Genomic DNA, 24349 nt, shown 5'->3' on the forward strand with positions numbered 1-24349 from the left:
ACGAGGCCGTGAACGCAAAGCGTTGCCGCCGGCCCCGAATTCAAAGATCAAAATTGCAGGTTCAGGCTGAAGCCCGACGCGGCGCCGGTATGGAAGCCGGCGGGTTTCTGGATAGGCCAGCCGGTGAACATGTCGTAGGACAGGCGCTTGAACAGGCTGCCGCGCATGCCGACGGCGCCGCCGGCCAGCTGCCGGCCTATCAGCTGGCTGCTTGCGGCGCCGCTGACGCGGCCCAGATCCAGCCCCAGATACAATTCCTGGCCGCTGGGGCCCATTGCCCAGGACAACTCGTTGCGCCACAGCCAGCCGCGCTCGCTGGACAGGCTCAGATCGCCGTCGAAGCCGCGCACGGTGTAGCGTCCGCCAATGGCGAAGCGGTCCTGTGGCACCAGCGCGCCCTTGCTCCACTGCCCGCGCCATTGGCTGTTGAGCCGCAGCTTTTGCGCGCCGATTTGCAGCGGCTGGTTGTAACTCAGGTCCGCGGTCGCCACGCTGGGACGAGAGCCGCCGTTGCCCGTTTCTTCCTCCGGCGCGGGCAAGGCGCCCAGCATGCCGGTGCCGCGCCGCCAGTTGAGGCCGGCGTCCAAGGTGGCCTCGCCCAGATAAGAACGTTGGTTCAGCCCCAGCTCCCAGCCGGCGGTCTGCCGGTGCTGCAGGCGGATTTCCGTGTCTTCGACGAAGTTGCGCGATTTGCGCTGATAGGCGCGCAGACTGAGCGTGGTCTTGTGCGCCTGGCTGCGGTACACCACCCGCGACAGGCTCAGCTGGCTGTTCTCGCTGTCGCCGCGATACAGGTATTTCTCGTTGGCGCCGGCTATGGTCTGGTGGTAACGGTAATCATTGAGGGTCAGGCCCAGTTGCCAGTAACCCAAGGGCAGCGAGTAATGCAGCGAACGGCTTTTAGAGCCCAACGGGTCGTGTTGGAACAAGTCCTTGCCCTGGCTGTAATAGAACAGATCATTGACGGTGAGCAGATTGTCCAGCGACAACGTGGCGCTGCCTTGGTAGCGGCCGGTGGCGTCGCTGCCGCCGTCGTCCAAGCTCAAAGACAGGCGGATGGGCAAAGCCTCTTTCCAGGCGATCACCAAATCGCTTTCACCGTCGGCGCCGGCCGGCTCTATCTGAATGTCGGCATCCGCCGTCGGCACCCGCTTGAAGTTTTCCAGCGCTTGTTCGATATCGCGCAGATTGAGCACATCGCCCGGCCGCGCCGGCAGCGCGTTGGACCAGCGCGCGCGCCGCGAGGCCGGCTCGGCGAAGCGAATGGCGTGGATGTGGCCGGGAATCAGCGTCAGCGCCAGCACCCCCGGCTTCAAGTCCTGCGGCTTGACCAGTACTCGGGTAGTCACATAGCCCTGAGCGATCAAGGCGTTCTGCACCCGCTTCATCGCCAGGTTTACCCCCTGAACGCCCAAGCAGCGGCCGGCGGCGTCGGCGGCGGTCAAGGCCCACCGGAAACGCTCGGCCAGTTCGCCAACCATGCGCAGCTCGTGAATGGCGAAACACGGAGCCTCGCTGGCCGGATAGTCCGCCAAAGCGTCGGCCGGCCGCGGCAAGCGCACGTCGGGCGCTGCCGGCAGCACCTGCTCTTGCAAGGCTCGCTCGCGCTCCTGCTGCAAGATCAATTGCTGATCGGGAGACGGCGCCGCCACCGGCAGCGCCCATGCCGGCGCGGTAAAGCCCAACGCCAAAAGCGAGGCCGCAACGCGGCCGGCCGGCTTACGGCAAACCCGCGCCGATGCTTTCAAATGCCCCATACAAAAATAGCGTCTTCTTGAAAATCCGCGATTTTATGACAGTGGCGCTGTCTCCCAATCCGTATAACTACGTATTCCGGGAATGTTAATCTTCACACAAATACACAAAAAAGCCGTTGTTTTAATTAGTAATTTTTGCTCTAGGTCATTATCCAGAGCAAGCCCGCAACCCTGATGGAGAAAGCCTCAGACAGGGCTTGCACGCAAACGGACGCCGCGCAGAAGTTCCGCTGGAGATGGGGCATCCCTCAGGAAAAAACCTTCATCCCCGCATAACGAGCACCTGTATTTCACTCAGAAAAAACGCAATGGAATGGTAAAAAAACAACAAATTTGTGTTCGAATTTTAATACTCTCCCCAAAACAGCAAACAAAGATTGCCGCCCTTCCACGCGCAATGGTCTGCCAGCCGCGTATAATTGCGATGGTATTTTCCGGAGCTTCGCCCATGTCTTTGCCATTCCGCCTTGCCCCCGCTCTTTTGAGTTTCGCCTGCGCCGCCGCTCTTGCCGCCGGCGTCACCACCTTCAGCCCCCAGGGCGAAGTCAAAGAAGTGCAGCAGGTGCGCGCCACCTTCAATAGCAGCATGATTCCGCTGGGCAATAGCGCCGCGCCGGCGCCGTTCGCCTGGAGCTGCGGCCTAAAAGCCAAGGGGCATTGGGTGGACGACAAGACCTGGGTGCTGGACGTATCCGAAACCCCGGCCGCCAATACCGATTGCCGCTTCACGCCCAAACCCGGCCTCAAGGACTTGCAAGGCAATGTCGTGGGCTCCGGCCTGAGTTTCCGCTTCTACACCGGCGCGCCGGTCGTGGTGGAACGCTGGCCGCGTAACGGCCGTATCGAGGAAGACCAAGCCTTCGTGCTGCAATTCAACGGTGTTGGCGTGCCGGCTTCGTCCTTGTATTGCCAATCTTCCAGCCTGCCGGAGCGCATCCCGGTCCAGCCCCTGCCGGCCGGCGAACGCGCGGCACTGCTCAAGCATCTGAAGCTGGAATCGCAATCCGCCAAGGTGCTGACGCTGCGCTGCGGCCAGCGCCTGGCGCCGGACAGCAAGCTCACCCTGGTACACCTGCGCGGCGCGGCCACGCCGGACCGGCTCAATTACCAGGTGCGGCCGCCGTTCACCGCCAGCATGAGCTGCCTGCGTGAGAACGCTAAAGGCGCGTGCATTCCGTTCAAGCCCATTACCCTCAATTTCAGCTCGCCGGTGCCGGAAAAACTGGCGATGGCGGTGCGTCTGAGCGGCGCCGGTGCAGAACGCCCGCCCCAGGCGGAGGCGCGCGGCAAGGGCGAGCCGGTGGACAGCATCAGCTTTGCGCCGCCGTTCCCGCCCTTGGAAACGCTGACGCTGAAACTGCCCAAGGACTTTGGCGACGAGGTGGGCCGGCCGCTGGTCAACGCGGAGCGCTTCCCGCTGGCCATCAAGCTGGCCGACTATCCGCCGCTGGCCAAATTCGCCGCCGCTCCGTTCGGCATCATCGAATCCGGCGCGGACGCGGCGCTGCCCATCACCCTGCGCGGGGTAGAGGGCGACCTCAATATCAAATCCGTGCAATTGGGCGGCCAGGCGCTGCGGCTGAACAAAGACCAGGACATGATGGCCTGGCTGGCCAAGGTGTTGCGCTATCACGAAAGTTATCTGCCCGCCGGCAAGGACAAGACGATAGAAAGCCGGCGCCTGTCGCTGCTGGCCAAGGAGCCAGCCGCCCAGCCGCTGAAGCTGCCCAGCCAGCCGGACAAGCAGGGCAAATGGCCGTTCGAAGTGGTGGGCATCCCCCTGCCCAAACCCGGCCTCTACGTGGTGGAAGTATCCTCGCGGCTGCTGGGCAAATCGCTGCTGGCTAGCACCAAGCCCATGTATGTGCGTACCGCCGCGCTGGTCACCAATATGGCGGTGCACTTCAAAAGCTCCAAGGAAAACGCGGCGGTGTGGGTGACCACGCTGGACAAGGGCAAGCCGGTGCCGGCCGCCCGCGTCAACATCTACGATTGCAAAGGCAACGCGCTGTGGTCCGGCAAAACCGACGCCAAAGGCGTGGCCGCGGTCAAATCCGTGCTGCCGGCCGGCAACTGCGACAACGAGGAGCTGTCCGGTCTGTTCATCACCGCCGCGGCCAAGGACGCCAAGGGCAACGACGACGTGTCCTTCGTGCGCTCCAGCTGGAACCGCGGCATCGAATCCTGGCGCTTCCCCTTCCCCACCCAGTGGAGCGACAGCCCCAACATCCTGGCCCACACCATCCTGGACCGCGCCCTGTTCCGCGCCGGCGAAACCGTGTCGATGAAGCACCTGCTGCGCACCCAGGTCAGCCGCGGCCTGGCCCAGCTCAAGCCCGGCCAGCTGCCTCAGCAACTGCGCATCGTCCACGATGGCAGCGGTGACGAAATCAGCCTGCCGCTAAGCTGGCGCAACGGCCGCTACGCGGAAAGCAGCTACGCGCTGCCCAAGGAAGCCAAGCTGGGCGAATACACGCTCTACCTGGAACGCAAGGGCGCGCGCGGCCCGGACGACAAGGACAAACCGTCCAGCCCGGAGCTGGACGGCTATTCGCTGCGCAGCGGCAACTTCCGGGTGGAGGAATTCCGCCTGCCCACCATGACCGGCCGCATCTCCACGGTGAAGAACGCCGGCATCGCGCCCAAGCAGCTGCCGCTCAATGTGTCCCTGTCCTGGGGCAACGGCGGCCCGGCCAAGGGCTGGCCGGTGGAAGTCAGCGCCATGCTGGCCGACGCCTATCAGCGCATCAAGGGCTATGAGGCTTACAGCTTCTCGCCGCCGCAGCGCCAGCGCGATCAGGCCGAATCCTCGCTGGACGGCAAGGTGCTGCTGGACAAGGCCGCGCTGCAACTGGACGCCAACGGCAACGGCAAGGCCACGCTGGACAAGCTGCCCAAGCTGGACCGCCGTTATGACCTGGTCACCGAGGCCGCCTACCGCGACCCCAACGGTGAAGTGCAAACCTTGACCCGCCGCATTCCGCTGTGGCCGGCCGGCCTGCAAGTGGGCATCAGCGTGGACAGTTGGATCACCGCCGGCCGCGCCTTGCAGCTCAAGGCCGTGGTACTGGACACCGCCGGCAAGCCGCTGGCCGGCAAGAACGTCAAGATCAGCCTGCGCGAACACCGCTACCTGTCCAGCCGCAAGCGGCTAGTGGGCGGCTTCTACGCCTGGGACCACAACGAGGAAACCGACGACAAGGGCAAGGTGTGCAGCGGCAGCACCGACGGCCGCGGCCTGATGTTCTGCGAAATCAACCTCAAGGACGCCGGCGATATGGAGCTGATCGCCGAAGCCGCCGACGACAACGGCAATCTGGCGCAAAGCGCGCAATCGGTCTGGGTCAGCAAGCACGACGAGCTGTGGTTCGACGTGGACAACAACGACCGCATCGACATCCTGCCGGAAAAAATCAGCTACGCCCCCGGCGAAACCGCCCGCTTCCAGGTGCGCATGCCCTTCCGCAAAGCCACCGCCTGGCTGGCGATAGAACGCGAAGGCGTGATCGAAACCCGAGTGGTGGAGCTGGAAGGCAAAAACCCGGTGATCGAGCTTAAGATAGAACCAGGCTGGACGCCCAACGTCTACGTCTCGGTGCTGGCGGTGCGCGGCCGCGTGCGCGAAGTGCCTTGGTACTCCTTCTTCACCTGGGGCTGGAAAACCCCGAGCGAATGGTGGGACGCTTACTGGAACGAAGGCGGCGACTATACCCCGCCCACCAGCATGGTGGACCTGTCGCGGCCGGCCTTTAAATACGGCATCGCCGAAATCCAGGTGGGCGACGCCGCCAAGCGCCTGGACGTCACCGTGAGCCCGGCGCGCAAGAGCTACGGCATCCGCGAAACCGCCGACGTGGCCATCCAGGTCAAACTGCCCGGCGGCAAGCCGGCGCCGGCCGGCACCGAAGTGGCCTTCGCCGCGGTGGACGAGGCGCTGCTGGAATTGCAGCCCAACCGCAGCTGGGAACTGATGCAGGCCATGTACCAGCGCCATAGCTACGGCGTGGAAACCGCCACCGCTCAACTGGAAGTGGTGGGCAAGCGCCATTACGGCCGCAAATCGCTGCCGCCGGGCGGCGGCGGCGGCAAGGCACCCACCCGCGAACTGCTGGACACCCTGCTGCTGTGGCAGCCCCGCGTGGTGCTGGACGCCAACGGCAGCGCCCACGTCAAAGTGCGGATCAACGACGCGCTGACCCGCTTCCGCCTGGTGGCGGTGGCCGATGCGGGCAATGATTTGTTCGGCACCGGCGAAGCCGGCTTCAACGTCACCCAGGACCTGCAGCTAAGCTCCGGCATCCCGCCGCTGGCGCGCGAAGGCGACCAGTTCAGCGCCGGCGTCACCGTGCGCAACGGCGGCGACAAGCCGCTCAAGGTCAAGATCCTGGCCGGCGCGCCCGGCCTGCCGGCGCTGCCGCCGCAGGAAATCAGCCTGCCGGTGGGCGAGGCGCGGCTCTTGAGCTGGCCGGTGACGGTGCCCAACGACATCAAGGAACTGAAATGGAGCTTCAGCGCCCAGCAAGTGGACGGCAAGGCCGCCGACAAGCTGGCGGTGCGCCAGGAAATCGAGCCGGCGGTGCCCATCACCGTGGAGCAGGCCACGCTGCAGCGCGTGACGCCGGAACTGAGCATCCCCGTCGCCTTGCCGCTGGGCGCCCTGCCCGGCCGTGGCGGCATCCGCATCAGCCTGCAGGCCAAGCTGGGCAATGAACTGCCCGGCGTGCGCCGCTGGTTCCAGGACTACCCCTATGTCTGCCTGGAACAGCGCAGCTCGGTGGCGCTGGGCCTGTCCGACGCCAAGCGTTGGGATCAATTGATGAGCGAACTGCCGCTATACCTGGATGGCAGCGGCCTGGCCGCCTACTTCCCACTGGCCGAAGGCGCGCCGGATCGCGGCAGCGACATCCTCAGCAGCTATCTGCTGGCCGCCGCCCACGAAGCCGGCGTCTCCATCCCCGAAGCCCAGCGCGGGCGGCTGCTGGATGGCCTGTCCGCCTTCGTCGAGGGGCGGCTCAAACGCGATCTGCCGCTGGGCCGCCAGGACGCAGACGCCCGCCGTCTGAGCGCGATGGAAGCGCTGGCGCGCTACGGCCGCTTCCGTCCGGCCATGCTGGACGTGCTAGATCTCAACCCGCAGAAAATGAGCACAGCCATGTTGGTGGACTGGCTGGCGCTGCTGAACCGCGCCGCCGACATCCCGCAGCGCGCCGCGCGGTTGAGCGAGGCCGAGAACCTGCTGCGCGCGCGGCTCACCTACCAGGGCACGCGCATGGGCTTCAGCACCGAGGCCAGCGACAACGCCTGGTGGCTGATGGGCAGCGCCGACGTCAACGCCGCCAAGCTGCTGTTGACGGTGCGCAAGCTGCCGGGCTGGCAGGCGGACATGCCGCGCCTGCTCACCGGCCTGCTGGGGCGTCAGCAAAAAGGCCATTGGGGCACCACCACCGCCAATCTGTGGGGCAGCCTGGCCGTCGCGCAATTCTCGCGTCAATTCGAAACCACGCCGGTCAGCGGCCAGACCAGCGCCGCGCTGGGCAGCGCCAAACTGAACCTGGCTTGGCCGCAGGACGGCGTCAAGCAGTTGGGCTTGCTGCCCTGGCCCGCCGCCGGCGGCAGCCTGCAGCTCAAGCACGCCGGCGGCGGCGCGCCGTGGGCCACGGTCCAGGCCGAAGCCGCCATCGTGCTCAAGGCCCCGCGCTACGCCGGCTACAGCATCAAGAAAACGCTGAGCCCTGTCAGCCAGAAAGCCAGCGGCCAGTACCAGCCCGGCGACGTGGTCAAAGTCACGCTGGAGATCCAGGCGCAAAGCGATATGACCTGGGTGGTGGTCAACGACCCTATCCCGGCTGGCGCCACCATCCTGGGTTCCGGCCTGGGCCGGGATTCGGCGATCAACGCCAAAGCCGACAGCGACGGCGACCCCGCCGACTACGTGGAGCGCCGCTTCTCCGGCTACCGCGCCTACTACGGCTACGTGCCGCGCGGCGGCCTGAAAACCAGCTACACCATGCGTCTGAACAACCCCGGCGCCTTCAAACTGCCGCCGACGCGGGTGGAAGCGCTGTACGCGCCGGATGTGTTCGGCATGTCGCCCAACCCGGTGTTCAAGGTAGTCGATGGCAAATAGAGCGGGATGGACCTGGCTGGCGGCGCTGGCTTTCAGCGCCGCCGCCGCGCCGGCGCTGGCCCAGCCCAGTTTTCAGCAGGTCAAAGCGGAGTGGAGGCCATCGGATGTCGTGGTGCTGGACCGCAACGGCCAGCCCCTGCAACGGCTGCGGGTGGACAAGCAAGGCCGGCGCTTGGACTGGGTGGGCTTGGCGGACACCTCGCCGGCTTTCCGCCACGCGCTAGTGGTATCGGAAGACCGGCGCTTCTACCAGCACAGCGGCGTGGACTGGTCCGGCGTGGCCGCCGCAGCCTGGGGCAATCTGTGGAACACCCGCACCCGAGGCGCCTCCACGCTGACCATGCAACTGGCCGGCCTGCTGGATAACGATCTCAAGGTGGGCCGCGGCGGTCGCAGCCTGTGGCAGAAAATGGGCCAGGGCTGGTCCGCCGCCTGGCTGGAAACGCATTGGAGCAAGGCGCAAATCCTGGAGGCCTACCTCAATCTGGTCGGCTTCCGCGGCGAGCTGGTAGGCCTGTCCGCGCTGTCCGCCACCTTGTTCGGCAAACTGCCGGCCGGCCTCAATCTGGAAGAGTCCGCTATCGCGGTGGCGTTAATCCGCGCGCCCAACGCCGCGCCGGACAAAGTGGCTGCCCGCGCCTGCCGCATTCTGCAAGACATGCGCCGCCAGCCCAACTGCGCGGCGCTAGCGGTACGCGCGCGTCAGGCGCTGGCGCAAAGCCGCGCCGCCAATCCGCTGGCCGAACAGGACGCCCCCCACTTCGCCCAAAAGCTGCTGCTGCGCCAGCCGCTAGCGGCCGGCAGCCGCATCGGCTCCACCCTGGACCTGGGCCTGCAACGCTACGCCGCCTCGGTGCTGCGCCGCCACCTGGCCGCGCTGGCGCAGCGCAATGTGCAGGACGGCGCGCTGGTGGTGCTGGACAACGCCAGCGGCGACATCCTGGCCTGGGTGGGCTCCAGCGGCCGCGGCCTGTCCAACGCCGCGGAAGTGGACGGCGTCACCTCGCTGCGCCAGGCCGGCTCCACCCTCAAGCCCTTCCTCTATCAGCTGGCGCTGGAGCGTCATTACCTGAGCGCCGCCTCCCTGTTGGACGACAGCCCGCTAAGCCTGCAAACCGGCGCCGGCCTGTACGCGCCGCAAAACTACGCCAAGGACTTCAAGGGCCTGGTGTCGGCGCGCACCGCGCTGGCCTCCTCTCTCAATGTGCCGGCGGTGCGCGCCATCGAAATGGTGGGCCCCAACGCGCTGCGCGACCGCCTGTACCGGCTGGGCCTGAGCAGCCTGCAACAGGACGGCGACTACTACGGCTACAGCCTGGCGCTGGGCGCCGCCGACATCCGCCTGCTGGAGCTGGCCAACGCTTACCGCACCCTGGCCAACCAGGGCCTGGCCAGCCCGACTCGCTGGACGCTGGCGGACCCCAAGCCCAAGCCGCAGCGGCAGCTGGACGCCGCCAGCAGTTTCATCATCGCCGACATCCTGTCCGACCGCACCGCTCGCGCGCGCACCTTCGGCCTGGAAAGCGCGCTGTCCACCCGTTACTGGAGCGCGGTCAAAACCGGCACCAGCAAGGACATGCGCGACAACTGGGCAGTGGGCTTCTCCCGCCAGCGCACCGTGGCGGTGTGGGTGGGCAACGCCGCCGGCGAGCCGATGTGGGACGTGTCCGGCATGCACGGCGCGGCGCCGGTGTGGCAGGCGGTGCTGGACCGCGCCCAACAAGGCGAGCCGGCCTCCCTGCCGCCGGCTCCGCCGCCCGGCGTGGTGAGGCAGAACGTGCGCTACGAGGGCGATGTCGAGGCCAGCCGCCGCGAATGGTTCCTGGCCGGCACCGAACGCGCGCTGATCGTGCCAGAACGCGGCGGCGCCGCCAGTCAGACGCCGGGCATCGCCGCGCCAGTGGACGGCAGCGTCTACGCGTTGGACCCGGACATCCCGCCGGCCAACCAACGCCTGCTGCTGCGCGCACGCGGCGTGGCCCGCCCGCAATGGTGGCTGAACGGCAAACGCCTGGGCTCCGGCGCCAGCCTGCCCTGGTTCCCCTGGCCCGGCCGCCACGCACTGGAACTCCGCGACGCCAAGGGCCTGGTGGTGGAGAAAATCCGCTTTGAAGTGCGCGGCGCGGTGGCCATTCCAGGTCGAAAGACCGGTAAACCTGGCGCTCGCGCCAACTAACCACGGATCATGATCTTGTCTCGCCCTTGCTCGCGAAACTTTGAACCGGCTCTAAAGGCCGAATAGACGCGCCCCCGCGCCCTTCGACGCGGGGGCGCTGCGCTTACTCCGCAGCCAGCAAGCGCCAGCGCTGATTCGCGCCGCCGTGACAGGCCCATTGAATCAGCTGCTGGCCAGCTTGGGCCGAGCTGTTGGCCACATCCACGCATTTGCCGGCCTGCGCGCCCACCAGACTATAGTTTCCCGCGCCATCCGCCTTCAGGCTGAAACGCTGATTGGCCTGACCGCTGCACGGCCACTGAATCAACTTGCCCCCATCCTGCTTGGAGCCGCCCTCCACGTCCAGGCATTGCCGGGAATGCGCGGCCGTCAATTGATAACCGTCCCCGCTGGCCGCCAACTGCCATACCTGGTTCTGCCCAGTCGCCGTTTGCTGGACAACCGCCGCGCCGGACGCCGCGCTATTATCCTTAACCGTCAGCCACAAGCCGTTGCTCAAGGACTGCAAGCGGTAAGACTTGCCCGTCTGCGGCCCAACGGCGCTGCTGTCTATGACTTTGGCGGCGCGCGCGTCGCTGCGGTCCAACACATCGGTCAGCGTCAAGCTTACCTGCAGCTTGGCCGGCGTCGTTGTTCCCGCCGGCAGCTTCAAGCTAGCCGCGCGGCGCTCGCCGGAGATTTCGCCGCCTTGGGCCAAGGTCTTGCCGCTGGCCGCGTCGCCGACGCTGAGCTGGTATTTGAACTGCGGCGCCCCATAGGGGCTGGTTTGCCAACTCACCGTCACCGTCCGCGCGGCGGCGTCGTATGTGGCGTTCAGTTGATCGATCTTGGCAGGTTCCGCTTCCGGCGCGGCAGGACGCCGGGCAGTGGAAATCAGCGGCGATTGGAAACCTGCCAGCGGCGCGCCCTGCTGCATCACAAAGCGCCCCAGCGCGGACACCGCATGCTGCTTGGCCTGCGCCGGCGTCAATTCCGTGACGGTGGGCGTGGCTCGATTAATCGCCTGCCAGCCCTGCGCGCCGCGCGCCCAGACATCGTAATACTCGGCGGTGCGGGTCACCTCCTTGGCCTGGCCGCTCCAGTTCTCGATGAAGCTGTTGGCGGACTGGGCGGCGAAGTCGACATTGGCCACCGGGAAATCAAAAGTGGCGTGGTGGGTCCAAACCCGCGTGGCCGCGTCCCGCGTCCACATGCCAAAGTAAGTGTGGCCGTTTTGCTGCCAATTGCGCACCAAGGACGTCACCGGCTGGCCCAGCGTCCACTTGGTTTGCAGATCGAAATACTTCAGTCCCTCGCCCTCCCCGCCAAAGCGCTCCACCTTGGCGCCGGGCTTGGCGTACACCGCGCGAATGGGTACGCCATGCACCGACACCGGGTCCCAGATCGAAAAGATATAGGCCGGCGCGCCGTTGTTGTGGCTCTGAATGCCGGTGTAGCCGCCGGCCTCGCGGCCGCCGTTCCAGCCCAGGGTCTCGTAATACGTGTGCTGATGGGTATTCAATACCTTCACCGTCATCATCAGGATGTCGGCGGAAACGTTGGGATAATTGAGATGGGCGGAACCGGTGCCGGCCAGCGCCGACGCAACGGGAATACAGGACAGGACCAAGCCGGCGACGCCGCGGCTGAATGAGTACATGGCAACACCTTTATTCAATAAGGGAAACCAAGGCCGGCCGCATACGACAACGGCCTGCCGCCAAAACACTTAATAAGTGAGTGAACGACAGGCCGCCGGGTTCCGCCTCCACAACGGAATGGCACTATTTACACTGGCTCAACGCTGGATCAGATAGCGTATCGTCGGGCCGTCCTGCTGGATTTCCAGCACGGTGTAGCCATGGTTCTTGGCATCCAGCGGGATGTTGTTGATCGACTGCGGACAATCGGTCACCACCTCCAGGATTTCGCCCGGCTGCAGCTGCGGCATCGCCTCCAGCGTGGCCACCGCCGGATACGGGCAGGGCTCGCCCATCATGTCCAAACGGTAGTTCGGGGTATAACTCTGCTTGCTCATGCCGCCTCCTTGCTGAATCTAGCCGCCTGCGCCTTATTGGCGAAAAAGCGTTTTTCCCACCACATCACCGCCAGCATCGCCAACGCCAACATCGCGTAAGTGAGCACCAGGCCGCCTTGCGGGCCAAACACCGCCAGCAGGTTCACCTTGGCGTAATCAGTCGCCACCGCCGGCGCGATATCGTCCCACCACGCCGCCAGCAAGGTGGCGCCGACGATATTGCCCAGCCCCACCCACCAGTAATGCACCTGGCCCTCCACCGCGCGGTACATCCAGCCGGTTTCGCAGCCGCCGGCCAGCACGATGCCGAAGCCGAACAAGACCCCGCCTATCACCGCATTGGGGCCGGCCCACAGAATCTTGGGCGGCACGCCCAGCTGCACATAGCTGTACACGCCGATCACGCTCACCGCCATGCCGGCGATGATGGCCTTGGCCATCTGGGTGCGGCCGGTCAGCCACAGATCGCGAAAGGCCGAGGTAAAGCACACCTGCGCGCGCTCGATGATCAGGCCGAAAGCCAGGCCGAACAAGGCCGCCAGCCCCAGCTTGGGCATGGAGAAGGTGCGGGCCAGCGCCCACAGCGTGAAGGCGACGAAAATCAGCATGCCCAGGCGGAAGCGACGCCGCGCCTGATCCTCGCGCTGCTGCAAGGGCTGCGGCGCGTTCACCTTCTGCAGTTTCACCGGAATGCGGAACACCGGCAGCATGGTCACCCGCGCGCCAAACCAGGACCCGGCCGCCGTGGCCAACGCAAACAGCCAGGCATGCAGGGAAAACTGCGGAATGCCGGTGAAGAAGGCCGCCAGATTGCAACCCATGGCCAAACGCGCGCCAAAGCCGGCGATCAGGCCGCCCAGCACCGCCTGCGCAATGCGGACGCGATGATGCGGCATGCGCAGCTTGACGTTGTTGGCCCACAAGGCCGCGGACAGGCAGCCGGCGAACATGCCTATGATCATCATGCCGTCCACTCGGTCCAGCGGCGTGCCCTCAAGATGGATCACCTTGAAATAACCCCAGGTTTCCGGATGAAAGCCAAACAGCTGCAAGGCGTGGCCGCCCCAGCGCGTGAACTCCCCGGTCACCGCCCAGAAAGTGCCGGTAATGCCGAAATAATATGCGGACAACACCCCGGCGGCGATCACCGCCGGCACCGGCGCCCAGAAGCGCACCAGGTATTGCGTCTTGAAATCCTGCCAAGTCATGGCTCAGACGTCTCCCAATAAAAAAACCTGCCCGCGGGCAGGGTCAAAAATATACGGTTGGCATTGTAGAACAGTGCGTGAACCATGTCAGCGCCGGATTGTCTCACCCGCCGCCTATCGCAGGCAAACCCAAAGCCGGTCGGACTTGATCTGACGCGGCACGGCGGACGCGCGTCGGGCTTGCTGGCTGGTACTGATTAAAACCAAATCCCTTTGGCATCAAAGCCTTTGTGCGGAGCAGTAAAAACACATAGAATAAGCTCGCTTTTTAACAATAACTATCAACAGCTATCGCGCAAGCCACGATGCCGCCGCTACGGCGCCTGAACGCTTGCTCGCAAACCTTCGCCAGATAGAGCCCTGAACCCATGGACTTAAGCACCCTGCTCGCCAGCTTCGCCTCCGCCTTCAACCAAGACCAGCGCCTGCTCACCCTCAGCCTGGGCGACGGCAGCGTGGCGGCCGAGCAACTGCTGCCGCTGAGCTTGGCCGGCGAAGAAGGCGTGTCGCGGCCTTACGCCTACCAGCTGGTGTGTTTATCTCCAGACGGCGCCATCGAACTCAAGACCCTGCTCGGCCTGCCCGCCCGGCTTGGCATCCTCGACGCCGCCGGCGCGGAGTCCTTGCGTTGCGGCGTGGTGTCCAAGGTAGAGAGCCTGGGCTCGGACGGCGGTTTCAGCCGCTATCAGCTGACCATCGAGCCGCCGTTCGCGCTGCTGCGTCATCGCGTCAGCTCGCGAGTGTTCCAGGACCTGTCGGTGCCGGACATCGTCACGCAGATCCTGGCCGAGCATCAGCAGGCCAACCCGGTGTTCGCCCGCGTCCAGACCTTGGACTTCAAGACCGGCCCGGCGTCGCCGCGCAGCTACTGTCTGCAATACCGCGAGAGCGATTACGACTTCATCGTGCGCCTGCTGCACGAAGAGGGTTATGCCTGGCGGTTCGATCACCTGGACGGCGACACACCACAAGTGCGCTTGGTCGCCTTCGACGACCCTTACAGCCTGCCGCCGGCCGGCGTCGAGCGCGTGCGTTTCCACCGCAGCGACGCCACCGAAGCCGAAGACGGCCTGACCGAGTGGAAGGCCCAGCGCCAGATCGTGCCCGGTGCGGTGGCGCTGGCCAGCTTCGACTACCAGCCTGTCTCCACCCAGCACAGCGGCGACGACAGCCGCATCGACCAGGGCCAGAACGGCAAGGCGCTGCAATCCTCCTTGCACGACTACGACCCGCAATCGCTGTACTACGCCGGCGATGCCGACCAGCTCAGCCACTACGCCCAGCTGCGCCAGCAAGCGCATGACCTGAACGCCAAGCAATTCAGCGGCGGCGGCTCCGTGCGCGGCCTGGCCGCCGGCCAGTGGTTCCGCCTGGACGACCACCCGGCCCACGACGGCGACAGCAGCGAACAGCGCGAATTCGTCGTCACCCGCCAAACCCTGAGCGCGCGCAACAACCTGCCGGCCGACCTCAAAGCGCTGGCAAAAGCAGAGGACGCCCAACCCTTCCGCGCCGACTTCGACGCCCAGCGTCGCGGCGTGCCGCTGACCCCGGCCTACGCCCATACCGAGTTGGCCAAGCCCAAGTCGCGCGGCGTGCAGACCGCCACCGTGGTGGGGCCGCAAGGAGAGGAAGTCCACACCGACCAGCACGGCCGCATCAAGGTGCAATTCCACTGGCAGCGGCCGGACGAACACCCGAGCATCGGCGCCAATCTGGACGACACATCCTCCTGCTGGCTGCGCGTGGTGATGCCCAGCGCCGGCGCAGGCTGGGACCATCAATTCATCCCGCGCATCGGCCAGGAAGTCTTGGTCGACTTCATCGAAGGCGATATCGACCGCCCGGTGATCACCGGCGTGCTCTACAACGGCAGCCACCCGACGCCGGACTTCAGCGGCGCGGGCGCACTGCCGGCCAACAAAACCCTGTCCGGCATCAAATCCAAAGAACACCAGGGCAGCCAGTACAACGAACTCTTGTTCGACGACACCCCCGGCGAAGTGCGCGCCAAACTGTCGAGCGAACCCGGCAAAACCCAGCTCAACCAAGGCTTCCTCACCCAGCCGCGCAGCAACGGCAAGGCCGAGCCGCGCGGCGACGGCTTCGAACTGCGCACCGACAACCACGGCGCCATCCGCGCCGGCCACGGCCTGCTGCTGAGCACCGAAGCGCAGAACGGCGCGTCCGGCAAACAACTGGCACGCGAACAGGCGCAAAGCCAGCTCGATGCGGCACTCAGCCTGAGCCAAAGCCTGGGCGACACCGCCAGCGGCCAGCAGGCGGACACCATGGAAACCGGGCCGGAAGGCATAGGCGACGACAATAAGCGGGAAGGCAAGCAGCTGATCGGCCACCTGCAGCATCAGCAAGCGGCGCTGAAAGCCTGGGAGGCGGAAACCAATACCGACAAAGAAGGCAAAACCGGCAAGGACATCTCCGGCCGCCAGCCCTTGCTCATCCTGTCCGCGCCGGCCGGCATCGCCAGCCTGAGCCAACAGAGCCATACCCTGGCCGCGGAAACCAATCTGGACCTGGTGGCGCAGCGCGACACCAACCAAACCTCCGGCCGACGCTGGATTCACAACGTCGGCGACAAAATCAGCCTGTTTGTCACCGGCCTGCAAGACAAGATCGCGCTGAAGCTGATTGCCGCCAAGGGCAAGATTCAAATGCAGGCGCAAAGCGACACGATCGAAGTGACCGCGAACAAGGACGTGACCATCACCTCCTGCAAGGAACGCATCGTCATCACCGCCAAGGAGGAGATCCTGGTCACCGCCGGCGGCGGCTACATCCGGCTCAAGGGCGGCGATATCGAAGTGCATTGCCCCGGCACCGTGACGGTGAAAGGCGCCAGCCACAACCTCAGCGGCCCCACCAGCCTGAACGCGCCCTTGCCGGAACTCAAAGTGAAGAGTTGCGCCATGCGCGCCAGCGCCGCGGCATCCGGCGGCGATGCCGTGGTGATGCTATGAACGGAGACGCCAGGATGCCCGCCCCTCAATCTTTATCAGCCCCGCTATTGGGCTGGACCGTACTCCCGGAAGACGGCTTGAGCCGAAACTGGCTAAACCGACATCGCTACGCCGTGGTGGAAGCCGAGCAACTCGAACAGCTACCCAGCGACTGGCCCAGCACCCGGCTTGCGCCCAAACGATTTGCCGACAATGAAGGCTTAATGCCCGCCCTGCTGGATATCGCGGCGCTAAAGCCGGAGCAAGGCGACCAACTACATGCCCTGCTGGCCCAGGCGCATCAAGATGGTGAAGCCAGCCCGGTTTCCGCCTTGCTACAAAGCCAGTCGTCTCCAGCAGCCCTGCTGCGCCACTTGTGCGATATCCAGATGTACCGCTACCACTTGCAAACTGCCTGGCTGCGCGTCTTCGACAGCCGGGTCTGGGTGCAACTCCCACGCGTACTGGGCGACAAAGCCTGGAACCGGCTCTTCGGCCCAATAAGCAGCTGGAGCGTCAGCCTATATGGCGCATGGGTGGAAACCCGACCCAGCACCGCCGGGTTGCCGGGAGAACCCGATACAGAGCAACGCTGGCAAGCAATGCAACGCATAGGGGCCATTAATAGAGCGTTGCTGCGCAGCGGCTGGCTTGAACTTCCGGCCATCCTGGAAAAGAGCGGCTTGCTGGACCAACTGACGCAAAAGGCACAAGCCATCCACAGACTGGGCCGGATTGAAGATCAAGTCGCCTACGCTCAGCTAGGCGCTGAATATGGCTGGGGTTTTGACGAACATCCGATCGCGCGCAGCGCCCTAGCCGGCTTTTACCAGGAAAGCGAAACGGAACGCGCCGACGCCACCATCGTGGACGTGCTGGCCGCACTGGACGACGCCCAATGGCAGACCATACGTCGCGACCTCGCCGCCAGATAGAACCCGCAGATAACTACAGAGAAGATCAATGTCGAAGCCTGAATGCACCCAGCAAAAAACCTGTGATTACTGTGAGAAACGCGGCGTCCCCATTCTGCCGCTGCGCTACGCCGTAGCCATGCCCAATGCCGGAGCGCCGAAACCGGCCTCCCCGCCGTCCATCGCCCTCCCCGCGGCCTCCGGCCAATACACACTGCGTCTGCTGCGCTCGGGCTACCTGTATGTGTACGATGAGGCCCGTAAACGCTGGGACGATTACTTCGTCACCGCAGACGGTTATTTCTGCAAAATATTCCCGGTCAAAGGCCAGCCCACACCTATCCCCAGCAAAGCCTTCAATTGCTGCGACCCCAGCCATCGCGCCCTCGCCAGTTGCATCACTATTCCAGACGCCAAGCGCGCCACCAAGGTATGGCTAGGTTTCTCCGACGCGCAATGGACCGACGATGTCCGCAAACGCCACGAATCCGCCGACTACCGCAAACAACATATGCGCTGCGTCGACGTCAATGCCTACACCGCCGGCGCGGACGGCAAGCACTGCTTGCCCATCAAGAATGTAGGCGCCAAAGTGTCCGAATACGCTCTGGATGACGCGGCGCTCAAGAAGGCGCTGTCCTTCTCGCCCCATCAACTGGACTCGCGCAAAAAACAAACTGCCATGCTGCTGGCGCAGTGCGAACAACTCATGCCGGGCAAAGGCTTCGCGGTTGCATTGACAGACCCGGTCGGCATTGCCTCGGAACTGTCCAGCCTGATGGACGTGCATGCCCACGCCTTTGCCAACGCTCCCTCACGCAAACACCCGCTGATGGCCGCCTCCGCCATTCGCCAGATCAAGAATGAAGTCCATGCCCAGGCCTTGAAAGCAGAACAAAACGCAGCGGAGGAACTGGCCGATCAGCAGTTAATGGAATACGGAGCATTACCCAGTCTTTTCCCCTCGCTGCGAAAAAAACAGGAAGAGTTGGATGAACAAATCAGAACCGTGACGCCGCAACAGATCAAAACGGCGCAGACCCATGCCTGGAAACGCTACCACGATCAATTCAACGAAGACGCGATGGATGCCTGGTACAAGGGCTTTGAAGCCGAGAGCCAAGTATTCCACCAGCAAACCATCGCCCCTTTGGCCAAGGCCCATGTCAGTTGGATGGACACGGCGGGAATCAAGAAATATTTTGAGTGCAATTTCGACCCGAAAAACATGGACAGTGGTGACGTCTACATCCGCACTGCCCATCTGGTGGTCAAAGGTGTGCAGGATAAAAAGGAATGCCAGGAACACATTGCCGATCAAATAATGCTCAAGTTCACCGCCGACAATTATTTGCTCAATGCCGTCGTGTTCAATCAAGCCACTCTCAAAGAGCAAGTTAACAAATTGCTCGGCGGCAACGCGCTTGACCATCGCGGCTTCCCGGCAGATGCCTTGATCGGCTTTCATACCACCACCGCAGCAAAAGTTCTGACAGAAGCCCAGGCTGGCGAAGTCAGCTCATACCTGGTTGCCATCAATGGCGCACTGGTACGAGCATTTACCAAAGCGGTCGACGGTGTAGGGCTGCCGATCTGGGCAGCTCTGGCCAAATACAGCGGCCAAGTCTTTATCCGGGTCGAAGTCAGCGGCAGGAAAAAAGCCTTCATCTCCCAGTTGATCAAGGAAGTGCTGAAACTCAGTGGTCAGGCAACACGGCCGCCTGAGATCAAACGCGCGGTACAGGCCGAGCTGCGCACGCTGCAAGTTGCCGGCATCAAGCTTGAGGGCAAGGAAACCAAGCAATTCATCGTGGTGGTGGACCCCGCCCACATCAAGGGCATGCCAGCCAACCTCTCTCCGGCCCAGCAGGCTAGCTGGTTGGCCAAATCCATCCGCACCGCGGACCAGATCGACAACTTGGTATTTGGCTCCTGGCGCCAGTCGCTGCTTAAACCAGAAGCCGTGCTGAAAGGTCATATCCCGTTTATTGGCGGCCTACTGGCAGCATTGTGGCAACTGGCAGCGCTGAAAAAACTAGCCGAAGATAATGACTCGGCAATGAGCCATGAAGAATACGAGCCTATCAGTCGATTGGCTGCCGGTGCACTAGCTTTGCTGGGTACCATGGGAGATCTTATTGGCCAAGGACTGGAAAAAATGGCAGTAAAAATTCCCAGCCTCGGGCAAGGCTTTGCCAAAAGAGCACGTTGGCTAGGGACACTAGGAAGAGTTGCTGGCTTTATCGGCGCAGGGATTATGGCGGCATTCGATGGCCACAAAGCATGGATTGCGTATAACAATAGGCAGTTTGGTATGATGGGGCTTTATATTGGATCGACCCTTCTCGGCGTATATATCGGATACCTAGCACTTGGAAGCGGGATTCCTTTTGTTGGCTGGCTAGCAATCATAGCATTGCTTAGCATTACCTTAATTATCGAGCTTGTCAAAGACAACAAATTGCAAGAGTGGATGCAGAACGGATTTTGGGGCAAAAAAACTTACAAAACCCCGGAAGAGGAAAAGCAACAACTTGACTTAGCCTTAAAGGGATAGCAATGGAATACACTGGGCTTTTACGGAAATACAAATTAAACAGAAAACTATCAAAATCAGAAAAAGAAAACCAATTATGTCAGACTCAAAAAATTGAAAAAAAAATAAATCATGAATTAACAACAATAGAAATAAACTCCACCTACATTGAAATAGTAGACAAATTTTTTTTCTGGAAGGGATGGCTTACTACTGGCTGCGTAGTCCTGCTAGCACTCATTGCAGTTCTGTTGCTTGCATTTTTAAAAGTCGCAATTACAGAAAGACTAAATGACTTTGAATCATGGCTTGCTTTGTTGTTTGTTTTCGCCGTCTTCAGTCCTTTAATTTTTCTGCTCTCCAACTCCATTCACAAAGAAATAAATCTCACCCACTATCCAATAAGATTCAATAGAAAAGCCAGAAAAATTTTTGCCTTCCGTCCAGATGGTAAAATTTTAACAGCAGACTGGGACCAAGTGTTTTTCACTCAGGTCTCAGTATCTGGAAAGTACTGGGAGTTTCAATGCCATATTTTGGACAAAGATGGAGAAACCATATTAGAAACCTTTGCCTTACCCGCATTGGCATATGGTGTCGAGGAGAAAGAAGACTTCAAAGGGTACTGGGAATTCATTCGACGTTACATGGAAGAAGGCCCCGCCAGTGTGATTGACAACATCACTGCCTGCCTCCCCATCAAGAAAGAGAAAGAAACCTTAAAATTTAGCTATCAACGACTAGCATATTCATTGGGAGGTCCTAGTCTATTTATGCTCCTATACTATGCCATGTGTTACCCTGGCCGTATACTAACAATGCATTACAGCAAAATCCCGCAATGGCCGCGAGAAATCGAAGAGCAATGTCCCGTCGAGCCGAATGACCCCTACTTCAAGGATGCTGCCAGCAACCCGGAGTAAAAATGCGAGTCAGTTAAGATGGAATACACTGGACTATTACGCAGCTACTCAATAAACAGACCTCTCAGCAAAAGTGATCACACATATCAACTACATCAAAAAACCCGTCTTGACATTTCTTTAAGCTACGAATTAAGTGTAATCAAATTCAACTCCAATCACATGGAAGTTATCGACAAATTTTTCAAATGGAAAGGAGGAATAACCACCATCTGCACCCTGCTTTTGCTAGGCATTTTTACATTTTTACATTATTACTGATCACAGCTCACGGCGCCATATTTACTTACCCAGACGAACCTGAGGCTTGGGCATTACTACTATTTGGAATGGCAATAACTTCGCCTCTTATTTGGCTGCTTTTCAAATCAATTCGCAAAGAAATTAATTACACCCACTATCCTATTCGCCTTGACAGAAATAACAATAAAATTCATGTATTTCGCCAAAATGGCAGCACTCTGTCCGCCGATTGGAATGCTATTTTTTTTACACTGTCAAAAGTAACAGGAAATCATTGGGAAATTCAAGGACACATACTAAAGCCCGATAACATTAGCATTATAGAAACCTTTTCATTTTGTAGCTTAGAAGTAGGAGAAGAAGGCAGAAAGGCATGCTACCTCTACTGGGAATTTCTACGCCGATACATGGAGGAAGGTCCACAAAGTGTGGTTAACGAAATTAAGGCAATCCTTCCCATTTCTCCGCAAAAGCATAATTTTACCTGGATGGTTAATGGGTTTATTTTTACCTTTGGAAACAATGGCCTTGGACTGTTGACCACTTTGGTATATATCATTATTACAACTCCAGGGCGTTGGCTTGCCATGCGTTATAGTAAAATCCCGCACTGGCCAAAAGAAATTGAAGAACAAAGCCCAATTCAGCCTAATGATCCTTACTTTAGAGATGCTACCAGCAACCCTAAGTAAATTAGAAAATTTCATTGCATGGAATACACGGGACTACTACAAAAACACAAAGTCAATCGACCGCCTTCCTCTCTAGACAGGGAAAATCAACTACATCAAGAGAAGAGACTCAACATAAAAATTGGCCACGAGTTAACCGTCATAGAGATCAACTCAAGCTATCTAGAAGTAGTTGACAAGTTCTTTTTCTGGAAAGGAGGATTAACAACCGCCTGCTCCCTTTTACTCGTAGGAATCTTTGTCATACTAATTGCTTTTTTAAGACTTATCATAATTGAAAGGTCTAACGAAATTGAGGCATGGCTTGCACTTTTATTTGCCTGCGCAGTATTCAGCCCTCTCATTTGGCTTTTTACAAGATCCATCCACAAGGAAATAAATCTCACACATTATCCTATAAGGTTCAATCGAAACACCCGCAAAATCCATGTATTCCGGCTAGATGGAAGCGTCCTAACCGCAAACTGGGACCAAGTATTCTTCACTCAGTCTCTTGTCACAAGCAAATTCTGGGAATTTCAAGGCCATATTTTGGCTGAGGATAGAGAAACCGTATTAGAAACCTTTGCTCTACCCATTCTAGCTGCAGGACCTAAAGCCAAAGAAGATTTCAAAGGATATTGGGAGTTCATCCGTCGCTACATGGAAGAAGGACCGGCAAGCGTCATTGATGTTATTACCGGCTACTTACCTATCAAACAGAAAAAAGAAACCCTGGCATTCTGCTATCATCGCGTTGCTTTCTCTTTGGGCTCAACCATTAACCCACTAATGCTACTGTATTACATCATGTATTACCCTGGTCGCATTCCTGCGATGCATTACAGCAAAATCCCGCAATGGCCGCGAGAGATCGAAGAGCAATGTCCCGTCAATCCGAATGACCCTTACTTCAAGGATGCCTCCAGCAACCCGAAGTAAAGGTGAGATCTTCATTAAATGGAATATACTGGGTTACTGAAAAAATACAAAGTTAATCGACCTCTCTCCTCGCAGGATAGGGAAAATCAGCTACGCCAAGACAAGAGGCTCAATATAAAAATTGCCCATGAGTTGACCGTTATAGAAATCAACTCAAGCTACCTAGAGCTTGTTGACAAATTTTTCTTTTGGAAAGGCGGATTGACCACAGTATGTATTTTGCTTCTATCTGCCATTACAATCATGATAGCCTCTATCCTAAAAATAGTAATATTTGAGAGAGCAGAGGAACTCGAAGCTTGGCTAATGCTTGCGTTCATATGCATTGGGTCAAGCCCTTTAATTTGGCTGTTTTCAAATTCAATCCGCAAAGAAATAAAACTCACTCACTATCCAATAAAATTCAACAGGAAAACTCGGAAAATTCATGTCTTCCGCTTAGACGGCAGTATCCTAACTGCAAACTGGGATGAAGTATACTTCACCCAAGCTCGGGTCACTAGCAATTACTGGGAGATCCAAGGCCATATTCTTGCTGATGATGGAGAAACCGTACTGGAGACTTTTGCCCTACCGGCCCTAGCTCATGGACTTCTAGAAAAAGAAGCAGTGAAAGGCTATTGGGAATTTGTACGCCGCTATATGGAAGAAGGCCCTGCTAGCGTGATTGACATCATTACCGGTTGCTTGCCTATCAAGAATCAGAAAGAAACTCTGGCCTTCAGCTATCACCGCCTGGCCTTTTCCTTCGGGTCTGTATTCAGCCCCTTTATGATTATGTATTACCTTATGGACTACCCCGGCCGCATACTAGCCATGCATTACAGTAAAATCCCGCAATGGCCGCGAGAGATCGAAGAGCAATGTCCCGTCGAGCCGAATGATCCCTACTTCAAGGATGCTGCCAGCAACCCGGATTAAAAACACGAGCCGTCCACATGGAATACACTGGTCTGTATATAAAATACGCCATCAACCGCCCCTTGGCCCGTTTAGAGCATGAGCACGCTCTGAACATCCACCAGAAACTGGATTTGCCGCTGGCTTATCAGTTGGCCGTGATCAAGATCAACAGCACTTATCTAGAGCTGGTTGACAAGTATTTCCGCTGGAAGGGCGTGATGAGCAGCGTGCTGCTGGCCATCTTCTACATCGTTCCCATAGGCTGCGCCACTATCGCGCTGGATTTCATCCTGATTGCCAGCGGCGCCAATCCCAGCCCCTATTATTCTCCGCAACAGGCCTGGACCCAAGCGGTGCTGCTACTGCTGTTTGGCCCCGGCTTGATAGGCAGCATCTTGATCTGGCTGTTAAGAAAAGAGGCCTTCGCGCTGACTCACTATCCGATCCGGCTGAACAGGAAATCTAGGAAAATATTCGCGTTTCAGCCTGGGGGAAAGATCGTGGAGTTTGACTGGGACCACAGCTTTTTTTGCTTGGGCCTAGGCAAAAGCAATACCTGGGAGATTCAGGGCCACAAGCTGGATGCGGAAGGCAAGGTGTCCGCCACTTTCGCCTTCTCAGAGTTGGCGGTGGGGACGAAAGACCAGGAGCTGCTGAAACAGCATTGGGAGTTCATCCGTCGCTATATGGAAGAAGGCCCGACCAGCGTCATCCAGGAAGTCAAGGCTTGCCTGCCGATTGCAGACCAGCGAGAACCGTTCTGGTTTGGCCTGCAGCGCACCGACTTTTATGTAAACGCTATGCCGTGGTCAATGAGGTTGGCCTTTTTGCTGATTTATTTAATCTGCTATCCCGGCCGATGGTTTGCCATGCGTACCAGCCAGATTCCTGCCTGGCCAGTCAATGTGGACGAGCAATGCCAAGTTGCGCCAGACGATCCATACTCTCGTGACGCCTCAATGAATCCATAAAAAT

14 protein-coding genes are annotated in these 24349 nt (G+C 60.1%); 10 read left to right on the top strand and 4 right to left on the bottom strand.

Annotated features, from left to right (window positions below; translation table 11 throughout):
* Positions 1-47: 47 nt before the first annotated feature.
* Positions 48-1757 carry a ShlB/FhaC/HecB family hemolysin secretion/activation protein gene (locus B0T39_RS02600; protein ID WP_081544669.1) on the bottom strand — a complete coding sequence of 570 codons (1710 nt, stop codon included), beginning with the start codon at positions 1755-1757 and terminating at the stop codon, positions 48-50.
* 448 nt (positions 1758-2205) lie between these two features.
* Here B0T39_RS02600 and B0T39_RS02605 point away from each other — a divergent pair, with 448 nt between their 5' ends.
* Together B0T39_RS02605 and pbpC are read left to right on the top strand one after the other, a co-directional pair.
* Complete coding sequence (locus B0T39_RS02605) at positions 2206-7884, top strand: alpha-2-macroglobulin family protein (protein WP_254894474.1); 5679 nt, start codon at positions 2206-2208, stop codon at positions 7882-7884.
* The gene (gene pbpC / locus B0T39_RS02610) at positions 7874-10060 is read left to right on the top strand and encodes a penicillin-binding protein 1C (protein ID WP_081544671.1); all 2187 of its coding nucleotides are present in this window, start codon (positions 7874-7876) and stop codon (positions 10058-10060) included. The genes B0T39_RS02605 and pbpC overlap by 11 nt, the downstream gene beginning before the upstream one ends.
* Positions 10061-10163: 103 nt before the next feature.
* On the opposite strand, the gene B0T39_RS02615 is transcribed toward pbpC, so the two are convergent.
* From B0T39_RS02615 to yedE, 3 genes are all read right to left on the bottom strand, one after another.
* A complete protein-coding gene (locus tag B0T39_RS02615; RefSeq protein ID WP_081544672.1) occupies positions 10164-11699 on the bottom strand; it encodes a DUF3472 domain-containing protein in 1536 nt (511 codons plus the stop codon).
* 138 nt (positions 11700-11837) lie between these two features.
* Complete coding sequence (gene yedF, locus B0T39_RS02620; protein ID WP_019100738.1) at positions 11838-12077, bottom strand: sulfurtransferase-like selenium metabolism protein YedF; 240 nt, start codon at positions 12075-12077, stop codon at positions 11838-11840.
* Positions 12074-13285 carry a selenium metabolism membrane protein YedE/FdhT gene (gene yedE / locus B0T39_RS02625; protein WP_081544673.1) on the bottom strand — a complete coding sequence of 404 codons (1212 nt, stop codon included), beginning with the start codon at positions 13283-13285 and terminating at the stop codon, positions 12074-12076. The genes yedF and yedE overlap by 4 nt, the downstream gene beginning before the upstream one ends.
* Before the next feature lie 368 nt (positions 13286-13653).
* Between yedE and B0T39_RS02630 the strand changes: the two genes are divergently transcribed.
* The 8 genes from B0T39_RS02630 (at position 13654) to B0T39_RS02655 (ending at position 24345) form a co-directional block, all read left to right on the top strand.
* A complete protein-coding gene (locus tag B0T39_RS02630) occupies positions 13654-16263 on the top strand; it encodes a type VI secretion system Vgr family protein (protein ID WP_081544674.1) in 2610 nt (869 codons plus the stop codon).
* 14 nt (positions 16264-16277) lie between these two features.
* A complete protein-coding gene (locus B0T39_RS02635) occupies positions 16278-17177 on the top strand; it encodes a hypothetical protein (RefSeq protein ID WP_141111054.1) in 900 nt (299 codons plus the stop codon).
* Positions 17178-17205: 28 nt separating this feature from the next.
* Positions 17206-19713, top strand: coding sequence for a T6SS effector BTH_I2691 family protein (locus B0T39_RS02640; protein ID WP_081544676.1), 2508 nt, complete (start codon positions 17206-17208; stop codon positions 19711-19713).
* A 2-nt stretch (positions 19714-19715) separates the two neighbouring features.
* On the top strand, positions 19716-20615 hold the full coding sequence (locus tag B0T39_RS24770) for a DUF6708 domain-containing protein (protein ID WP_141111055.1): 900 nt from the start codon (positions 19716-19718) through the stop codon (positions 20613-20615).
* 188 nt (positions 20616-20803) lie between these two features.
* On the top strand, positions 20804-21550 hold the full coding sequence (locus tag B0T39_RS24775; RefSeq protein WP_141111056.1) for a DUF6708 domain-containing protein: 747 nt from the start codon (positions 20804-20806) through the stop codon (positions 21548-21550).
* A gap of 18 nt (positions 21551-21568) precedes the next feature.
* Positions 21569-22471, top strand: coding sequence for a DUF6708 domain-containing protein (locus tag B0T39_RS24780; RefSeq protein ID WP_141111057.1), 903 nt, complete (start codon positions 21569-21571; stop codon positions 22469-22471).
* Between the two features lie 18 nt (positions 22472-22489).
* Positions 22490-23392: a DUF6708 domain-containing protein gene (locus tag B0T39_RS02650; RefSeq protein WP_081544678.1), complete on the top strand. Its 903-nt coding sequence runs from the start codon at positions 22490-22492 to the stop codon at positions 23390-23392.
* Positions 23393-23409: 17 nt separating this feature from the next.
* A complete protein-coding gene (locus B0T39_RS02655; RefSeq protein WP_081544679.1) occupies positions 23410-24345 on the top strand; it encodes a DUF6708 domain-containing protein in 936 nt (311 codons plus the stop codon).
* Positions 24346-24349: the final 4 nt, after the last annotated feature.

Source organism: Chromobacterium haemolyticum, from assembly GCF_002081825.1.
GTDB classification, from domain to species: domain Bacteria; phylum Pseudomonadota; class Gammaproteobacteria; order Burkholderiales; family Chromobacteriaceae; genus Chromobacterium; species Chromobacterium fluminis.

Excerpts from the sequence above, each read along its gene's own strand:
- B0T39_RS02640 (WP_081544676.1), top strand. The coding sequence starts at position 17,206 with ATGTCGAAGCCTGAATGCACCCAGCAAAAAACCTGTGATTACTGTGAG.
- yedE (WP_081544673.1), bottom strand. The coding sequence starts at position 13,285 with ATGACTTGGCAGGATTTCAAGACGCAATACCTGGTGCGCTTCTGGGCG.
- B0T39_RS02615 (WP_081544672.1), bottom strand. The coding sequence starts at position 11,699 with ATGTACTCATTCAGCCGCGGCGTCGCCGGCTTGGTCCTGTCCTGTATT.
- B0T39_RS02655 (WP_081544679.1), top strand. The coding sequence starts at position 23,410 with ATGGAATACACTGGTCTGTATATAAAATACGCCATCAACCGCCCCTTG.
- B0T39_RS02635 (WP_141111054.1), top strand. The coding sequence starts at position 16,278 with ATGCCCGCCCCTCAATCTTTATCAGCCCCGCTATTGGGCTGGACCGTA.
- B0T39_RS02650 (WP_081544678.1), top strand. The coding sequence starts at position 22,490 with ATGGAATATACTGGGTTACTGAAAAAATACAAAGTTAATCGACCTCTC.
- B0T39_RS02630 (WP_081544674.1), top strand. The coding sequence starts at position 13,654 with ATGGACTTAAGCACCCTGCTCGCCAGCTTCGCCTCCGCCTTCAACCAA.
- B0T39_RS24775 (WP_141111056.1), top strand. The coding sequence starts at position 20,804 with ATGGAAAGGAGGAATAACCACCATCTGCACCCTGCTTTTGCTAGGCAT.
- pbpC (WP_081544671.1), top strand. The coding sequence starts at position 7,874 with ATGGCAAATAGAGCGGGATGGACCTGGCTGGCGGCGCTGGCTTTCAGC.
- B0T39_RS24780 (WP_141111057.1), top strand. The coding sequence starts at position 21,569 with ATGGAATACACGGGACTACTACAAAAACACAAAGTCAATCGACCGCCT.
- B0T39_RS02600 (WP_081544669.1), bottom strand. The coding sequence starts at position 1,757 with ATGGGGCATTTGAAAGCATCGGCGCGGGTTTGCCGTAAGCCGGCCGGC.
- B0T39_RS24770 (WP_141111055.1), top strand. The coding sequence starts at position 19,716 with ATGGAATACACTGGGCTTTTACGGAAATACAAATTAAACAGAAAACTA.
- B0T39_RS02605 (WP_254894474.1), top strand. The coding sequence starts at position 2,206 with ATGTCTTTGCCATTCCGCCTTGCCCCCGCTCTTTTGAGTTTCGCCTGC.
- yedF (WP_019100738.1), bottom strand. The coding sequence starts at position 12,077 with ATGAGCAAGCAGAGTTATACCCCGAACTACCGTTTGGACATGATGGGC.